Annotated in this window: 18 protein-coding genes and 1 tRNA gene; 3 read left to right on the top strand and 16 right to left on the bottom strand. The window is 45.0% G+C overall.

Annotated features, from left to right (window positions below; all coding sequences use genetic code 11):
- Positions 1–57: 57 nt before the first annotated feature.
- From fni to serA, 14 genes are all read right to left on the bottom strand, one after another.
- Positions 58–1,167 (bottom strand): type 2 isopentenyl-diphosphate Delta-isomerase, encoded by a 1,110-nt coding sequence (gene fni, locus QZZ22_RS12195; protein ID WP_292465267.1) that lies wholly within the window; start codon positions 1,165–1,167, stop codon positions 58–60.
- Positions 1,164–1,955, bottom strand: a complete 792-nt coding sequence (locus tag QZZ22_RS12190; protein WP_292465265.1) for an isopentenyl phosphate kinase — start codon at positions 1,953–1,955, stop codon at positions 1,164–1,166. The genes fni and QZZ22_RS12190 overlap by 4 nt, the downstream gene beginning before the upstream one ends.
- Positions 1,956–1,957: 2 nt before the next feature.
- Positions 1,958–2,866, bottom strand: a complete 909-nt coding sequence (locus QZZ22_RS12185) for a mevalonate kinase (RefSeq protein ID WP_292465262.1) — start codon at positions 2,864–2,866, stop codon at positions 1,958–1,960.
- Positions 2,867–2,907: 41 nt separating this feature from the next.
- The gene (locus QZZ22_RS12180) at positions 2,908–3,705 is read right to left on the bottom strand and encodes an MEMO1 family protein (protein ID WP_292465260.1); all 798 of its coding nucleotides are present in this window, start codon (positions 3,703–3,705) and stop codon (positions 2,908–2,910) included.
- Positions 3,706–3,771: 66 nt separating this feature from the next.
- Positions 3,772–4,425 (bottom strand): 30S ribosomal protein S2, encoded by a 654-nt coding sequence (gene rpsB, locus QZZ22_RS12175; protein WP_292465257.1) that lies wholly within the window; start codon positions 4,423–4,425, stop codon positions 3,772–3,774.
- A 23-nt stretch (positions 4,426–4,448) separates the two neighbouring features.
- Positions 4,449–4,625: a DNA-directed RNA polymerase subunit K gene (locus QZZ22_RS12170; RefSeq protein ID WP_015052812.1), complete on the bottom strand. Its 177-nt coding sequence runs from the start codon at positions 4,623–4,625 to the stop codon at positions 4,449–4,451.
- A 208-nt stretch (positions 4,626–4,833) separates the two neighbouring features.
- Positions 4,834–4,929 (bottom strand) — tRNA-Pro (locus QZZ22_RS12165).
- A 1-nt stretch (position 4,930) separates the two neighbouring features.
- A complete protein-coding gene (locus tag QZZ22_RS12160; RefSeq protein WP_292465253.1) occupies positions 4,931–5,119 on the bottom strand; it encodes a DNA-directed RNA polymerase subunit N in 189 nt (62 codons plus the stop codon).
- A 5-nt stretch (positions 5,120–5,124) separates the two neighbouring features.
- A complete protein-coding gene (locus tag QZZ22_RS12155) occupies positions 5,125–5,535 on the bottom strand; it encodes a 30S ribosomal protein S9 (protein WP_292465250.1) in 411 nt (136 codons plus the stop codon).
- 10 nt (positions 5,536–5,545) lie between these two features.
- Positions 5,546–5,965: a 50S ribosomal protein L13 gene (locus tag QZZ22_RS12150; RefSeq protein WP_292465247.1), complete on the bottom strand. Its 420-nt coding sequence runs from the start codon at positions 5,963–5,965 to the stop codon at positions 5,546–5,548.
- A 9-nt stretch (positions 5,966–5,974) separates the two neighbouring features.
- Complete coding sequence (locus tag QZZ22_RS12145; RefSeq protein WP_292465246.1) at positions 5,975–6,355, bottom strand: 50S ribosomal protein L18e; 381 nt, start codon at positions 6,353–6,355, stop codon at positions 5,975–5,977.
- A gap of 138 nt (positions 6,356–6,493) precedes the next feature.
- Positions 6,494–6,967, bottom strand: coding sequence for a DUF2240 family protein (locus tag QZZ22_RS12140; protein WP_292465245.1), 474 nt, complete (start codon positions 6,965–6,967; stop codon positions 6,494–6,496).
- Positions 6,967–7,476, bottom strand: a complete 510-nt coding sequence (locus QZZ22_RS12135; RefSeq protein ID WP_292465244.1) for a hypothetical protein — start codon at positions 7,474–7,476, stop codon at positions 6,967–6,969. Before QZZ22_RS12135 ends, QZZ22_RS12140 begins: the two co-directional genes overlap by 1 nt.
- Positions 7,477–7,484: 8 nt before the next feature.
- Entirely contained in the window at positions 7,485–9,056 is a 1,572-nt protein-coding gene (serA, locus tag QZZ22_RS12130; RefSeq protein ID WP_292465241.1) for a phosphoglycerate dehydrogenase, read from the bottom strand.
- A 457-nt stretch (positions 9,057–9,513) separates the two neighbouring features.
- On the opposite strand from serA, the gene QZZ22_RS12125 reads away from it, so the two are divergent.
- A complete protein-coding gene (locus QZZ22_RS12125; protein WP_292465238.1) occupies positions 9,514–10,944 on the top strand; it encodes a GAF domain-containing sensor histidine kinase in 1,431 nt (476 codons plus the stop codon).
- A gap of 41 nt (positions 10,945–10,985) precedes the next feature.
- Here the strand turns inward: QZZ22_RS12125 and QZZ22_RS12120 are convergent, their stop codons facing one another.
- Positions 10,986–11,288 (bottom strand): DUF2892 domain-containing protein, encoded by a 303-nt coding sequence (locus tag QZZ22_RS12120; RefSeq protein WP_292465236.1) that lies wholly within the window; start codon positions 11,286–11,288, stop codon positions 10,986–10,988.
- An 89-nt stretch (positions 11,289–11,377) separates the two neighbouring features.
- Positions 11,378–12,703: an MFS transporter gene (locus QZZ22_RS12115; protein ID WP_292465235.1), complete on the bottom strand. Its 1,326-nt coding sequence runs from the start codon at positions 12,701–12,703 to the stop codon at positions 11,378–11,380.
- A 148-nt stretch (positions 12,704–12,851) separates the two neighbouring features.
- Here QZZ22_RS12115 and hsp20 point away from each other — a divergent pair, with 148 nt between their 5' ends.
- Positions 12,852–13,379, top strand: coding sequence for an archaeal heat shock protein Hsp20 (gene hsp20, locus QZZ22_RS12110; protein ID WP_292465233.1), 528 nt, complete (start codon positions 12,852–12,854; stop codon positions 13,377–13,379).
- A gap of 210 nt (positions 13,380–13,589) precedes the next feature.
- A complete protein-coding gene (locus tag QZZ22_RS12105; protein ID WP_292465231.1) occupies positions 13,590–15,092 on the top strand; it encodes a homocysteine biosynthesis protein in 1,503 nt (500 codons plus the stop codon).

Here is a 15,092-nt window from a genome sequence, read left to right as displayed (position 1 = left end):
CTGTTATTTCTATAAATCCAATTTTGCATCTATGTATCATGCTATACTAAATGACAGTTAAATGATCTGGAGATCACTGCTCTCAGATCTGAGTGCGAGTTCTTTTGCGTCAAAACCCCGTAATTCTATATATTCTCTGGTCCACCCGGTCACTATCGCTGGTGCAGAGTGCAGCTTTTTTACATCCTTGCAACCGCAAAGGAACATAGCCACCTTAAGCTCATCGATCATAAGTGAGATGCTTTCAATGACTTCTTCTTCCCCTTTCATTGCCGGTGCTACGAACGGTAACGCAGCGCTTGCCACACAGGCGCCCATGGCAATCGATTTAGCGATGTCCAGCCCTGACCTTATACCGCCGGTTGCAATAACAGGTAGGGATACACTGCATTCTACTATGCTAGGTATGGTGGGTATTCCAAAATCCCAGAATAATTCTCCAATCAGTTCAGAGCGTGTATCCTCTCTTGCCCTGGCACGGTATACTTCTACACCTGACCATGTAGTCCCACCGACGCCTCCTACATCTATGGCTGAGACTCCTGCTTTCTTTAGAAGCAGGGCGTCTTCATGTGAGATGCCGGCACCAGTCTCTTTAACAATTATGGGTGTCTTGAGAGAGCATATCTCCTTGATGCTTTCAAGCGCACCGGATGCGTTCCTGTCCCCTTCCGGTTGTATAGCTTCCTGAAGGAAATTAAGATGTATTGCCATAGCATCGGCGTCTATCATCTCTATTAGTTTTTCCACGCCTTCAACGCCATACTGCTTGATCTGGGCAGCACCGATATTGCCATATACAAAAGCATCCGGTGCCTCGTCTCTGACAATTCTGAAAGAAGCTTCTTGTGAAGGATCCTCAATGGCGGCCCTCTGGCTACCTACTCCTATTCCAATGCCAAGCTCTTCTGCCGCCCTTGCAAGAGCTGCATTGATGGGTGTCGTATCGGGATGACCCCCTGTAATAGAAGCTATCATGAACGGCGCATTCATCTTCCTTCCAAGAAACTCTGCGGAAAGGTCAATGTCATCCATTCCCATTTCCGGGAGTGCCCGGTGCACAAGCATGATATCTTCAAATCCGGCTTTAATCTTTCTTGATTCCACCGGGCTTGCCGCACATAACTGGAGGTGTTCTATCTTTCTCTGGGAGGTGCTCATAATCATGCTCCTGGATGTTCTGCTTTGGAGATCGCAGTTCCTATATTCTCTCCACGGAGGAAGCCTGCAGTGTTCCCTGCATAACCTGCGTTGAATATATATGAAGTTATATCTGATGTATCACTAAGTTCTAGAAGCTCAAGTACCTTTCCCAGCATGCCTCCGGTCACGTCAGTATTTGCAGAACCGCCGATGAACTGTTTGATATGTTCAAAGTTGGTAGCACTGATAACCTTGATCGTGTCGCCGTTCCCGTCAAGAACTCCGTTCTCAGCACTTCCTATGCCTATGCGTTCTGCACCCAGTTCTGATGCAATGTATGGTACTATCCGGTCGCCTGAGAGGACGCATGTCCCAAGTGCCGTATCCATTACAACATCACCATGTAATACTGGTACAAAACCATTGTCCAGCATTAAGTGTATCTGTTCAAGGAACATGTCCTTAATCCTGCCGTTATTGCAAATAATGCAATTCATAGGATGGACTCCCACAGCTTTCACACCAGCATCATTGAGGATCTCAACAACTATCCTGTTCAGCTCTTTGACTGATGCGTGAGTTATGATAGAGCCAAGTGGGTCAAATTTACCCGTAAGGCCATAGCGCTTTGCCTGAGGGTGGCCGAATGAACCTGCACCGTGAACGATCACAAGCCGTGAATCCGAAAGGGCGACTTCACTGGCAATACGCCTGATGTCTTTTACCCGGGCAGTGCCTTCATTCGTGCTTTTGTCTGTGATTACACTTCCGCCTATCTTGAGTACAGTAAGACTTTGGTGACTTGTTGTCATTTCTATGGCTCCCGCCGGACACCCTCATGCGTGTTCTTTGTTATTATGGATTCAGCACCCAGGTCACGGATGGCTTTTGCTATTAACTGTGCGTTTGGCTCGTCAGCAAGTGCGACCATGCATCCTCCGCCACCAGCTCCTGTTATCTTGGCTGCAAAAGCTCCATTGTTCCGTGCAGCATATACCAGTGCCGAGAGTTCAGCACTCCCCACACCAATAGCATCTAGCAGGCCGTGGTTCACATTCATGAGCTTGCCAATGGTTGCATAGTCTTTCTTGCTGACGTACTCTTCAGCGATCTGAGACATGGTCCCTATGTCTGCAAGTATGGGATCTATCACATTCGGGAATTCCCTTTTCAGCCTTGCGACACTTGCCACAAGCTCCCTGGTCGATGAGAATCGGCCAGTGTTGCCGACGACGATCGTGCAGTCGAGGGCCTGCAGTTTTCTGCGTTGGGGTATCATGGCAATGCCTCCCATGGTACTGACATATGTGTCCGTAGGACTGGCGTTACCCTGTACCTCTTTTTCTATTTCGTGCCCGATAGTTGCTATCTCTTCAAGTTGAAGGTTGCACCCAAACAGATGGCTCAATGCCTGGATCGCTGCAACCGTAACAGCAGCTGATGATCCAAGGCCGGAACCAACAGGAAGTCTTGAATCCACCTTGATCTTGACACCCCTTATACGTGTGTAGTCCTGCATCTTTTCTATTACTCTTGAAACATAAGGGTGGATATCATGATCAATACCTGTCCTGCCAAGCACGGATTCAATAATTATGGAGTCACATATCTCTGCCTGTACCCGGGTGCGAATATCTATCGCGCAGCAGATGGCGCTGTGCCCGTAGACAACCGCATGCTCCCCAAAAAGGTAGATTTTTCCAGGTGCAGAACATGTTATCATTTGTGACTCCTGATTGTTAACTGATTATATATCTGTATATTTCATTCAAAGACTATGGCTGCATATCCCACAACCTGCGACCGGTCGCCAGTTACGTCCCCGCTGGTTGCATACTTCAGAAGGCTTGCCTTTCCGGCTCCATGTTCTCTTGACGCAGCTATCGTAGCTGCTATCGGGCCAAATCCACAGGCAGTGATATTTCTTTCCTCTCTTCTCCTGTAGAATTCAGGAATATCCATCGTGATAACGGGATCAATAAGATAGTGATCATTATCGGATGCTTTCTCTGCAGGCTGGTAATGTGTGAAGTCGCTGGATGCTATAAATACAACTCTTTTTCCAGATGCCTTGACTGCACGTGCAACTTCCAGCCCGACTTCTACTGCAGTTTCTTCGTCCTGAAGTCCCATGCAGATAGGAAGTATCTTAAAACCTTCCGTAAACCTATGCTGAAGAAAAGGTATCTGCACTTCGATGGAGTGTTCGAATCGATGGGCTACCTCGTCATAGTCCACTATACTTCCGGCAAGGAGCTTTCCAATCTCTCTGTCGGCTTCGACCTCGCCAAGAGGTGTGATCCATGTGTCCTGGGATAAGGCTACAGCAGACCCGTAGCCTGTATGGTTCGGGCCAAAGAACACGTAGGTGTCCGCTTCGGGAAGCAGGGCATATGCGTGGGCTGCAACCTCTCCGGAGTAAATGTATCCGGCATGAGGCACCACCGCGCCTGTTATGTTCCTTGGCTTGATGTCTGTGTCTTTAAAACATCGGCTCAGTTCCTTCTTCAGGTCTTTTGGACTCCTTGGATAGAACTGGCCCGCAACAGTTGTCTGTCTCATACTACTAATCACCCTATATTAGTACGGGTTTTTGGTATTTGTAGTATGCTCGTACAGATAAGGGCCTCAGACGCCTGCCTCAAAGCTCTCAAGCTCGTAGTTGAAAACTGAATTGTTAGCCTTTGATATCTCTCTTGCCAGAAGCCAGTATACGAGTGATAACGCTTTTCTTCCCTTGTTGTTAGTAGGGATTACAAGATCAACGTCAGATGTCATGTTGTTGGTGTCGCAGAGTGCAACTACTGGTATGCTGATGTCAACCGCTTCCCTAATTACCTGTGCGTCTCCTGTAGGGTCTGTGACAATGATCACATCGGGCTCAAAGAAATGTTCTACTGTTGGGTTTGTGAGTGTTCCCGGGATGAACCTTCCTACCATTGATCTTGCACCGATGGCTTTTGCGAACATTTTTGCAGGGAATTGACCGTATTGCCTGGCGGATACTACAAGTATTCTTGCCGGATCGTATTCGGACAGGAATTTAGCAGCCATCCTTATCCTTTCGTCTGTTGCCTGGATGTCAAGCACATAAAGTCCGTCAGTCCTGACACGGTACACGAATTTCATCATGTTCTCTGTCTTTTGCTGGGTACCTATGTGTACTCCTGCTGCCAGATATTCATCTATGGGGACCAGTGACGTTGATTTCTGCTCCTCGCTGTTTTCAGTCGTTTCTGCTGTTTCAGTCTCAGTGAACTTAATATCTTCAGTTGTATCCATTCAATCACCTTGATTATTATAATCTACTTCTTTCTTTTGACAGTGATGGGAGTAGCTCCCAGTTCGAATTCCCTTTTAGCAAGATATAATGAATTTGTACTTGGGTCATCTATGAGCACTGGCGCTCCCATTGATATCTGCAGTGACCTTGCTCCAATGATCCTTGCTTTTTCATATCTTGTGTAATGTTCTGTGTTCAATAGATCACCTAACGTAAAATTCCCTATATTAAGATAACAATAAAATAGCTTGACCATAGTTGCTTCTATTGGTATAAAGCAGCACATTTTAATGAATAGCCTGTACTATGGTTTTATGCATTACCTTGAATTTGGTGTATTCGGAATCCCTCCGAAAGTGGTCGTCTGCCTATACCAGCATTCTTCCGGTATTAACCGGAAGGGTGTATGGGACCGCTGAGATTTGAACTCAGGTTCCGGCGTAATCCGCATGGAACACCATGTCCCGAACGCCGAAGGATGGACCAAGCTACCCTACGGTCCCTTTACTGATATGGTGCCAATACATCTACAAGTTCCACATGGGAAAGGATCATTCTGCGGCAACAATAGCGAGTAACGCCAAGGTCATCAAGTACCTTGGCAGGCTCTTCGCCTTCGTTAACGCGCCTATTGAATTCTTCCCAGCAGCTTGAGACAACTTTTCCGCAGGTGAAACAACGAACTGGAATCATTTCGCTTACCTGTAGGATTTCTGATATCTGGAACGTGCACCAGGTCCGCCGAACTTCTTGGTTTCCTTCTGTCTGGAATCGTTGACCAGGAGGTTACGGTCGTATGCCATATATGCATCACGAAGCTCGGTATCATTGGTCCAGTCTACAATGCCTCTTGCAATGGCTGTCCTGACAGCGCTTGCCTGACCCATGATGCCTCCTCCGTTTACAGTGACGTCAATGTCAATGCTGGTTACAGCATCTCCTGCAAGAAGGACTGCTTCATCTATTTTTAGCTTTATGAATTCGGGGTCGTATATCTCGAGTGGCTTTTTGTTGATTCGCACCCTGCCGGTTCCCTTCTTCACAGTTGCACGGGCGACTGCTGTCTTCTTCTTCCCGGATGAAGTTACAACCTTATTAGTAGTAGTCATTTTAATCTCCTCAGAACTTTGAACCCAGTTTAGTACTGACATCTCCAAGAGTCAGGTATTTGTTAGAGCTAAGGCGGTTCATGTCTGCTTCTGCAACCTTTGTGATCTCTGCGCTTCTTAACTCTATAGGAACTCCGACATACACCTTCAGGCGTCCCATTGCATCTCGTCCTCTCATGCGCTTATGGGGGATCATTCCCCTGATCGTCCTCTTAAGTATCCTGTCAGGTCTCTTCGGGAAATGAGGGCCGAATTCTCTTGAACCTCTGGTGATCGACTCATCATATTCCTGCAAGGTGGTTGCCTTGGAGCCGGATATGACTGCCTTCTCAGCATTCACTATGTCTATTTTATCGCCTGTGAGTAGCATCTTTGCAACAACACTGGCAAGCCTTCCCATAATGAGCCCTTCTGCATCTATAACTGTCATTCTGGTCACCTACTGTAAAATCCTTACTCTGGAGCCCTTGGGATTCTCTGCAAGGAGTTGTTCTATGGTCATGCACTTTCCACCAAGGCCGGTGATCTTGTCCTTTGCAGTAGTGCTGAAGCTTAATGCTGCCACATTGACTGCTTTGCCTATAAGGCCGGAACCAAGTACCTTGCCTGGTATAAGGACTGTCTCATTGTCCTGTGCGTACCTGCTGATCTTACTAAGGTTTACTTCAGCGTAGTTCTGCTTAGGTGCTTCAAGCCTCTTGGCTATGTCTCTCCAGACCATGACATCGTTATCACGGGAACCCTGCTTCAGATCATTGATCAGCTGCGGGATCCTTGGGTTTGTCTTTCTAGTGATTTTAGCTCGTGTACTCTTGCTCATAATGTTCCTCCGCAAGATTATGTCTCACTCACGCATCAATATGCGTTCGAACATCCATTAGGTGCCAATAAAGTAAGAACATGATAAATCTATATTTCATAGATTCGTCCTTTCAATAACATTACTAGTACATAAATGTTATGTGCTAGTGCGATGGAATATTCTAGTATGGACCTTCTCATAGATGCCTCCTGTGTCGCATCCCATATCTTTTGCGACTATCAGTCCGACAATTTCGATATCTACAAGGTTTCCAAGTTGCTCCTGCTTGCCATTTATCCGGGCTACCACGTCCTTTTCACTCTTGTCTGTCTTTGCTACTATCGTGGATATTAGTTCTTCCAAGAGTAACTTTTCTGCAAAAAGGTTACCTGAGGGCTTGAACCCGTTTGGCAGTTCTATGTGTGCAACATCAAAGGTAGGTATTAGCTTGCTTCCTTCAAGCTTTAAAAGCCCGGAACTTATTGCCTTGTCCCTTGCTTTTGAAGCTAATGGGGGAGCCATCCATTTGAGGTCAAAGGAAAGCGCAAATTCAAAGTCCTTTATTGAAAGTGATGTTGTCGCCTTTTTCTTAAAAGGAGTGGCAACAACAAGTTTCAGTTCATCATCCATTATGACCCACGTCTGAGTTCATCAATAATAGTGTCTGCAACCCTGCCGCATTCTGTTCTTTTCTGGCCGTCGATATGGTTGATATGAAGCACAAGAAGTTCATTCTCAAGGATGGCGCGCACAAGGTACACATCGCCTCTGAAAGCCACTCGGTTGTACTTCCCGTCAAGATAACTGTAGTGCAACTGGACTCTGAAATCCAGGATCCCTTCCTTCTCAATACTCTCAACGATCTCATCGACGTTTTCATAACTCAGTGAGCCGAAGTCGACTCCATTAGTGACGATCTCCACACGTATCTCTCGTTTGGCTTGTATCCTGTGACCTCTCTGGGTGATGGATTCGGTGACGAACATACCGAACTTCCCATCCATGTTAGCCATTACCCTCGTAAAAAAAGGTAAGTCCGAATGATATCGGTACTTTTGTTCGAATTCCACTTCCCTATGGGGGAACCGGTGATATATTCGCTTCCTCATCATTGGCTGATCGTCTTCCGCCAGTTTCATTTTATAACTCAGAGTTTAATAAGCTTGGCATCAATGATCCCTTCCACGGACCTCATCTCTTTAAGAATGGGCTCCGGGACTTCGGAATCGACATTCAATGCCATAATAGTTACTTCTCCGATTGGCACTCTGCCAACCTGCATTCCTGATATATTGATATTGTTTTTCCCCAGTACGATACAGCAGGGTCCTATCACATTAGGCTTATTGATATGGGTTGCCACAATTATGTATCCGGCTGGCGCCAGATCTACATTCTCGCCATTGATGCCGATTATCTTGGCAGCATTGCCAACGACAGTACCTGTAATGGACTGGTCCTCATTACCCTTTGTGATTTTTATCTTGACAATGGAAGCGTATTCATCCGAGGTCTGTGATTTGCTCTCGATAACCTCTACCTTTCTGGACTTTGCGAGGCTGTTTGCATTAACATAGTTGACGGCTGAACCAAGTGCCACCTGGAGCATACCCTTCACAGCAGCAACGGTTACAGGCCTTGTATCTTTTCCTGCAATTTCGCCATGGTACGAGATCTCGATCTTCTCATAGTTCTTTCCAAGCAGCTGTGCGCAGGCTTTGCTCATCGTTTCAGCAAGCTGGATATACGGTGCAAGTACGGACATGACCTCGGGCTTGACAGATGGTATATTGATAGCATTCTTGGAAACACCTCCATTCAATACCGAGACTACCTCTTCTGCAACTGATACCGCGACATTGATCTGCGCCTCTTCGGTGGATGCACCCAGATGGGGAGTTGCTACCAGATTTTCACATTCGAGCATAGGGCTGTCAAAAGGAGGTTCGTTCACGAATACATCTACTGCAGCGCCAGCGATCCTGCCAGACTTAAGGGCTTGGGCGAGTGCTTCTTCATTTATTATACCTCCACGGGCGCAGTTGATTATTCTAACGTTGCTCTTCATCATCTCAAACTCTCTCTTGTCGATGATATTCCTTGTTTCCTTTGTGAGTGGTGTGTGTACTGTAATGAAGTCTGCTTCCTTTACAATCTCATGCACTGACCTGAGCCTGACGCCTAGTTCGCTTGCCTTATCCTCTGAGATGAACGGATCGTATGCAAGAATGTCCATATTAAGTCCCTGGGCTCTCTTAGCAACTTCAGCTCCGATGCGTCCAAGGCCGATGACTCCCAATATCTTGCCATTGACCTCCACGCCCATGAACTTATTGCGCTCCCATTTTTTGGATTTAAGGGAGGCGTTAGCCTGTGGTATATTTCTTGCAAGCCCCATCATCATTGCAATAGTATGCTCGGCAGCTGATAACATATTGCCTTCAGGTGCATTAGTAACAATAATCCCCTTTTCTGTAGCCGCCTCAACATCAATATTGTCAACGCCCACGCCTGCCCTGCCGATTATTTTCATTTTACCGGCCGCTTCTATCACTTTCCTTGTGACCTGTGTCCCACTACGGATGACTAGAGCATCATAGTCACGTATCTTCTCTATGAGTTCTTCTTCGGAAAGCTTGGTTAATACATCCACTGTAAATTGTTGACTGAGTATTGCCAATCCCTGTTCAGATAATGGGTCGCTGACTAATATTCTCATGTTATTTGCTCCATGGATCAATGTGATTATACTATAATATTTATGGTACATATGTGCAGTTTATAGTATAGAACTGCAGCATACATTTTATAATTGTCTCCAACATCTGCATAGTAATTACGTTTTATCTGCCTGGTCTTCCAGGCGCGCAACCTACATACGTATAACTGCTTAAAAACTTAAGCATTGAGTAAGCGTTTACTTGCTTTTCTCATCTAAGCATAATTTTTACTAATGACTCAGAACTACTATTGGATTGATTTTATGATCATTTACAATTTGTTTGAATACACTCTGGATTTATATGCATTGTATGTGTGAAGTTTTATATATTTGTGCTTCATGCCTATATGTAATATCGTAGGAACGATTGGTTACAGGCAGTTATTGGTGGTCTATGAGAAACAATCTATTCTTTACAAGTATTACACTATGTATAATTCTATTTTTCTGCCTCTTGGCTCTGACCCAGGATCCATTTATAGACTTCCTTTTTATCAATGATGCATTTATCTCTGGATTGCTTGCGTATTTCCCTGGGCGGGAACTCTACCTTCACTCTTTCATAGTTATTGTATTCCTGCTTTCAGGGGTTACTCTTTCCCAGTTAACAGTGCAATGCCAGAATGCTGAGAGGAAGGTGAGCAAAAAAGACCGAGAGCTGCTAATTCTTCATTCTGCCGCCTCTGTATCTGCCAGCTCCTATGATGTCCACGATTTTTTAGAGAATGTTCTGAACGAACTTCTTTCATATCTGAATGCAAACTATGGATTCATCCACCTGATAAAGCAGGATTCTGACAACGCAGTAATGTTTGTAGATGCTGAAACGCCTGTCCTGCTGAAAAAAGGTCTTACAAGTATTCCTCTTGATCATCCTCTCATAGTGAGCATAATTGAAATGAACAGCCTTTCTCGAAAGACTGAGAAAGCACATGTTCTTGAAGTGAAATCTGATATCTTCCCGGAATTGGGCATGGACAATATTATTGCTATCCCAATGGTGGCAAGAAATGAGGTGACCGGTTTTTTCATGTTTTCCCTGAAAAAGCAGCTGAAGCTCAATGAAGATGATTCCTACGTACTTGAAAGTGTGGGTAAACTTGCCGGAATAACGGTCGAGAACATACAGCTACTGGAAAAGACTACTAAAGCTTATGAGGAACTGAAGTCGCTTGAAAAAATGAAAGATGAATTCGTATCCAATGTTACTCACGAGCTAAAGACCCCTCTTATCTCCATTAAGGGTTACAGTGAGATAATATATGAGGGCATGCTCGGTGATCTGAACGAGAAACAAAAACAAGGACTAAAAGTCATTGTCTCCAACTCCGAGCGCCTGAGCCGGTTGATAGAATCGCTCCTGCATATGAATGCCCTCCAGTTCAAAAAGCAGCATGTCTTTTCTCCCCTAAGCATGGTCGATGTCATGGATAACGCTATGAAGAGCCTGTCATTTAAAGTAGAGGAAAAAGGGCTACTTCTTAATGCTTCTTATGATAAACGTATGCATTTCATATATGGCAATACTGAACTACTGAAACAGCTTTTTATCTACCTTATAGATAATGCAGTCAAATTCTCACCTAAAGGGGGCCGAATCGGAATCTGCGCTTACGAGGAAAGCGGAATCATGCATGCTGAAGTATCTGATAACGGGATAGGGATACCAGAGAACCATATATCTAAAATCTTTGAAAGATTCTACCAGGTAGATGGCTCAATGACCCGTAACTATGGAGGCAATGGTCTGGGACTCTATCTTGCTAAGAACATTGTAGATGTACATAAAGGAAATATCTGGGTGGAGAGCAGAGAAGGGGTTGGTACGAAAGTTCACGTATCACTCCCATTATATGCTGAGGACGGACATACTGTTCCTAAATAAGTCTTTATCCAATGGATTATTAGTGGATAATATGTGTAGCCTCACAAAATTTCCTCAACTGTTCCTTCTCCAGTGATTGCCTTTTTGCTTCTCTCAGGATATATCTCTTTGTTTTCTCCGGTATTCGCGGTATTGATCCCGAGCAACACGTAGGGGGTACAATGGCGTGTGAGAGATGAAAATATTCCGGTAAAACCTATAATTGCCAGTACCCACTTCCATTTACTATGCTTTGCGATGCCAACTGCCAGAGCAGATATCGCAAGTGACCCAAAAAGCGCCCTTAATATGAGGTCGAGACCTCCTACGTTCTCTTTCATGAACAATTCTTTCAGATTTCCCATATAAATGCCTCCTAATATTTGTACCTGCCTTATTTCCTGTTCTTGCTCTTATCTTATTGCTCTTACTATATTGTTGTGATATGGAGTATTTATTCCTCTTTTCCTCCTTTTATATCCATTCCAATCAACCTGAATGACAAAATGACAACAGAAAATATTATCAGGGCTGCTATAAGAAACGTAGTTGTCCTTAACTGCGTGTATAGCAATCCGCCTGCAAGAAGTCCCAGTATGCTTGCAAGGCTACCGGCGCTCATGGCAAAACCCTGCACTGAACCCTGGTAGATCTTTCCTGCAAATTTAGAAAGGACTGAGAGGATGCAGGGCCACATCACTCCGTTGCCAAATGCAAAGAAAAGTGCTGCTACATATATTAAGAACATATTACCGGGTATTATGAGAAGGAACTGCATCCCAAGAATAAAACCACCGGTAACGATCAGTATTGATTCTGTGTACCTTGTTGCAAGTCTGGCAAGCACCGGTCCCTGGACAAAAGCCATCAAAGCACTGATGATGGAAAAATAGATCCCGAGTTCCGCCGGGCTCCATTCAAGAGCGACAGCAGCAAAGATTGGGAATGCTGTGTAGTATATATTGAATCCCAGGAAAATTAAAAAGTAGACCAGTATCATGAAGGGAACATTCTCGATCTTGAACACCTCTTTAAGGGCAATCTTTTTTCCTTCTTCGGGTGCGTAACATTCCTTGTGCTCCTGGCCAATCACTTTTGCAATACCTCTTGGTGGGGGTGGTTCTTTGCTAATGCAGGCAGAGGGATTGGGGAGATATAATATTATTATCAGGGCTCCAATAATTGATATTGTCAAAGCTGCTAAGACTGGAAGGGTTTCTCCATACGCCGTAGTTCCCAGGATGCCTGCAAGTGCGGGGCCAATGACATATCCAAGATTGGATGCTATTGACATTTGTCCGTAGTTCTTATTTCTCTCCTCTTCGGATGTCAGGTCTGCCAGATATGCATTAGCAACAGATACGTTACCTCCTGTGAGGCCATCGAGCGCTCTTGCAAAGAAGATAACTACCAAAGGAAGAGTTACCATAAATGAACCAAGGAGGCTGGATTCGATCTGAATTAAAGGAGTTACCGGGATAAAAAGTGCTATAAGGAATATGATCCATGCGGCTACTGTTCCTAACTGGCTAAGAAGTAAAACCTTCTTCCTTCCGTAGATGTCGGACCACTTTCCGAGTACCGGGGCCCCGATAAGCTGGAATGCAGGATATGTGGAGGCAAGCAGGCCATATACAAGTGCATTACCTCCATAATCTGTCACAAGAAAAACAAGGAATGTCAGGATTATTCCAAAACCCAGGGTCCCGATGAATGTGACGGTATACAGGGGAAATAATGCTTTTTGACCGGCTGTGGAGTTCATGGAACTCAATGTCATTATACTAATAACTTGCTCAAACAGTTATATATTATGGTATTACTGTTTTGATTGGCAGGCGATCAAAGCAAAATAGTTAAGAATGCATACCTATTTAGTGTGTATTGTCTATTGTAGACCATTCCGATTATCAAAGTGGTGTTTATCAATGTCCGATAAAAGAAAGAAGCGAAGTTTTTTTGAAGATATCCTGGATGATGAGGACTTCAGTGATATTGAAGATATCATCGAGCATATGATGGAAAGGTTCGGTGTAGACGTGGATGATCTTTCAAAACAGCCGTTTGTCTATGGTTTCTCTATCTCGCAGCGTCCGGGTGAAGAACCTGAGATAAGTGAGTTTGGCAATGTACCTTCACCTGATGAGAACCGTTCCGGAAGGCAGCAGATACGCGTGGATGAAAGAAAACCATTGATAGATGTATGTGAGATCGATGATAATGTATATGTTACTGCAGAACTGCCCGGTATAGAGAAAGAAGAGATCGAACTTCATGTAACAGAAAACTCTATGCAGCTTAAAGCATCCGGTAAAGAGCAGAAGTATACTGAGGAGATCGAGCTTCCTACCGGTGTGGACCCTGACAGTGCAAAAGCTGCTTACAGGAACGGAGTGCTTGAGGTAGTCCTGGCTAAAAAAGAGTTCGGGATACAGAGGCCAGTCAGGATAGATTAATGCTATAGGTGGCCTCTTTTTTGTATTCTCTTACATTTTTACGCGTTTTTTTAAGGTTTATTCATTCATCAGTTTATCCTGATACATCTCATCAGTATTTCAGATTGTTCTGTTGGAGTACTATAAAGAAGACAATGTCCGGTTGAAATTACCATAAGTAATTTATAGTAGACAAAATTATTAATTTTCAGAATCCCGAAGGTATAACGCATGGTCAAAAAAACAATTCACGAAATAAACGCTAAGATCAGGGACGGAAGTGTGAATGTTGTCACAGCCGAAGAAATGGTAAGTATCGTAGCGGAACTCGGTCCGGAAGGCGCGGCACAGGAAGTGGATGTGGTTACTACAGGTACCTTCGGTGCAATGTGTTCTTCAGGTGTCTGGTTCAATTTAGGCCATTCGGAGCCTCCTATAAAGATGCAGAAGGTATGGATGAATGACGTTGAGGCTTACACGGGCGTAGCAGCTGTGGATGCATATATGGGCGCCACGCAGCTTTCCGAATCCATGGGTATGGACTATGGTGGTGCACATGTCATCGAGGATCTACTGCGGGGCAAGTCCGTAGATGTGCATGCGACATCTCATGGAACCGATTGTTATCCACGTAAAGTTCTGGATACTTCTCTTACTCTTGAGGACATGAACCAGGCATTAATGAGCAATCCCCGCAACGCATACCAGAGGTATAATGCAGCGACCAATAGTTCCAAACAGACAATCCATACTTATATGGGCTCTCTGCTGCCAAGATTTGGCAATGTCACCTATTCAGGTGCGGGTGTCCTGTCTCCCCTGTCCAATGATCCGGAATATCTGACCATCGGTACCGGTACGCGTATCTTTCTCGGGGGCGCTCAGGGATATGTTGTCGGACCGGGTACGCAGCATGCCTCAGCTGGCATGTTTGGTACTCTCATGGTACAGGGGGATCTTAAGAACATGGATCCTGAGTACATAAGGGCTGCTAATTTCACGGGATACGGTACCTCCCTTTATGTGGGAATGGGCATACCTATACCGGTGCTTAACGAAAGGATCGCGCAGGCTACTGCTGTGAGAGATGCTGATATTACAACCAATATTCTTGACTATTCTGTTCCCAGCCGCGACCGCCCGGCTTTGCGCAAGGTCACATATGAGGAATTGCGCTCAGGTCATGTGGAGCTTGACGGCAGGGATGTTGCAACCTCTTCACTCTCGAGCTTCAAGAAGGCCCGGGTAATAGCTTCTGAACTTAAGGACTGGATCTCCAGGGGCGACTTCCTTATGAGCATGCCTGTTGAGAGGCTGCCTGAAAACACAGTGTCCCGTCCGATGAAAGAGACCGAAGGTCTTTCTTTTGTGTCTGATATCATGTCAAACACCATCGTGACCATAGATAAAGATGCAAGTGTCTACAAAGCAGCAAAGATCATAATGGAGACGGCTTTCAATCACCTGCCGGTGGTCAACAAGGATAATACGCTGGCTGGCATAGTCACAGCCTGGGATATTTCAAAAGCAGTTTCCCAGAATAAGTTTGATCTTGTAGAGGATATTATGACACGTAAAGTGATCACTGCCCAGGCTGATGAGCAGGTTGCTGTTGTTGCCAGGCGTCTTGACCAGCATGGCGTGTCTGCTCTCCCTGTGATCAACAGTATGAACCAGGTTGTGGCAATCATCACAAGTGATGACATAAGTAAATTATTCGCAAGGAGGCACTGA

It is taken from the genome of Methanolobus sp., from assembly GCF_016278365.1.
In the GTDB taxonomy this organism is placed as follows: domain Archaea; phylum Halobacteriota; class Methanosarcinia; order Methanosarcinales; family Methanosarcinaceae; genus Methanolobus.
The sequence above is the reverse complement of the archived record's forward strand: the minus strand, read 5'-3'. Positions and strand labels throughout refer to the sequence as shown.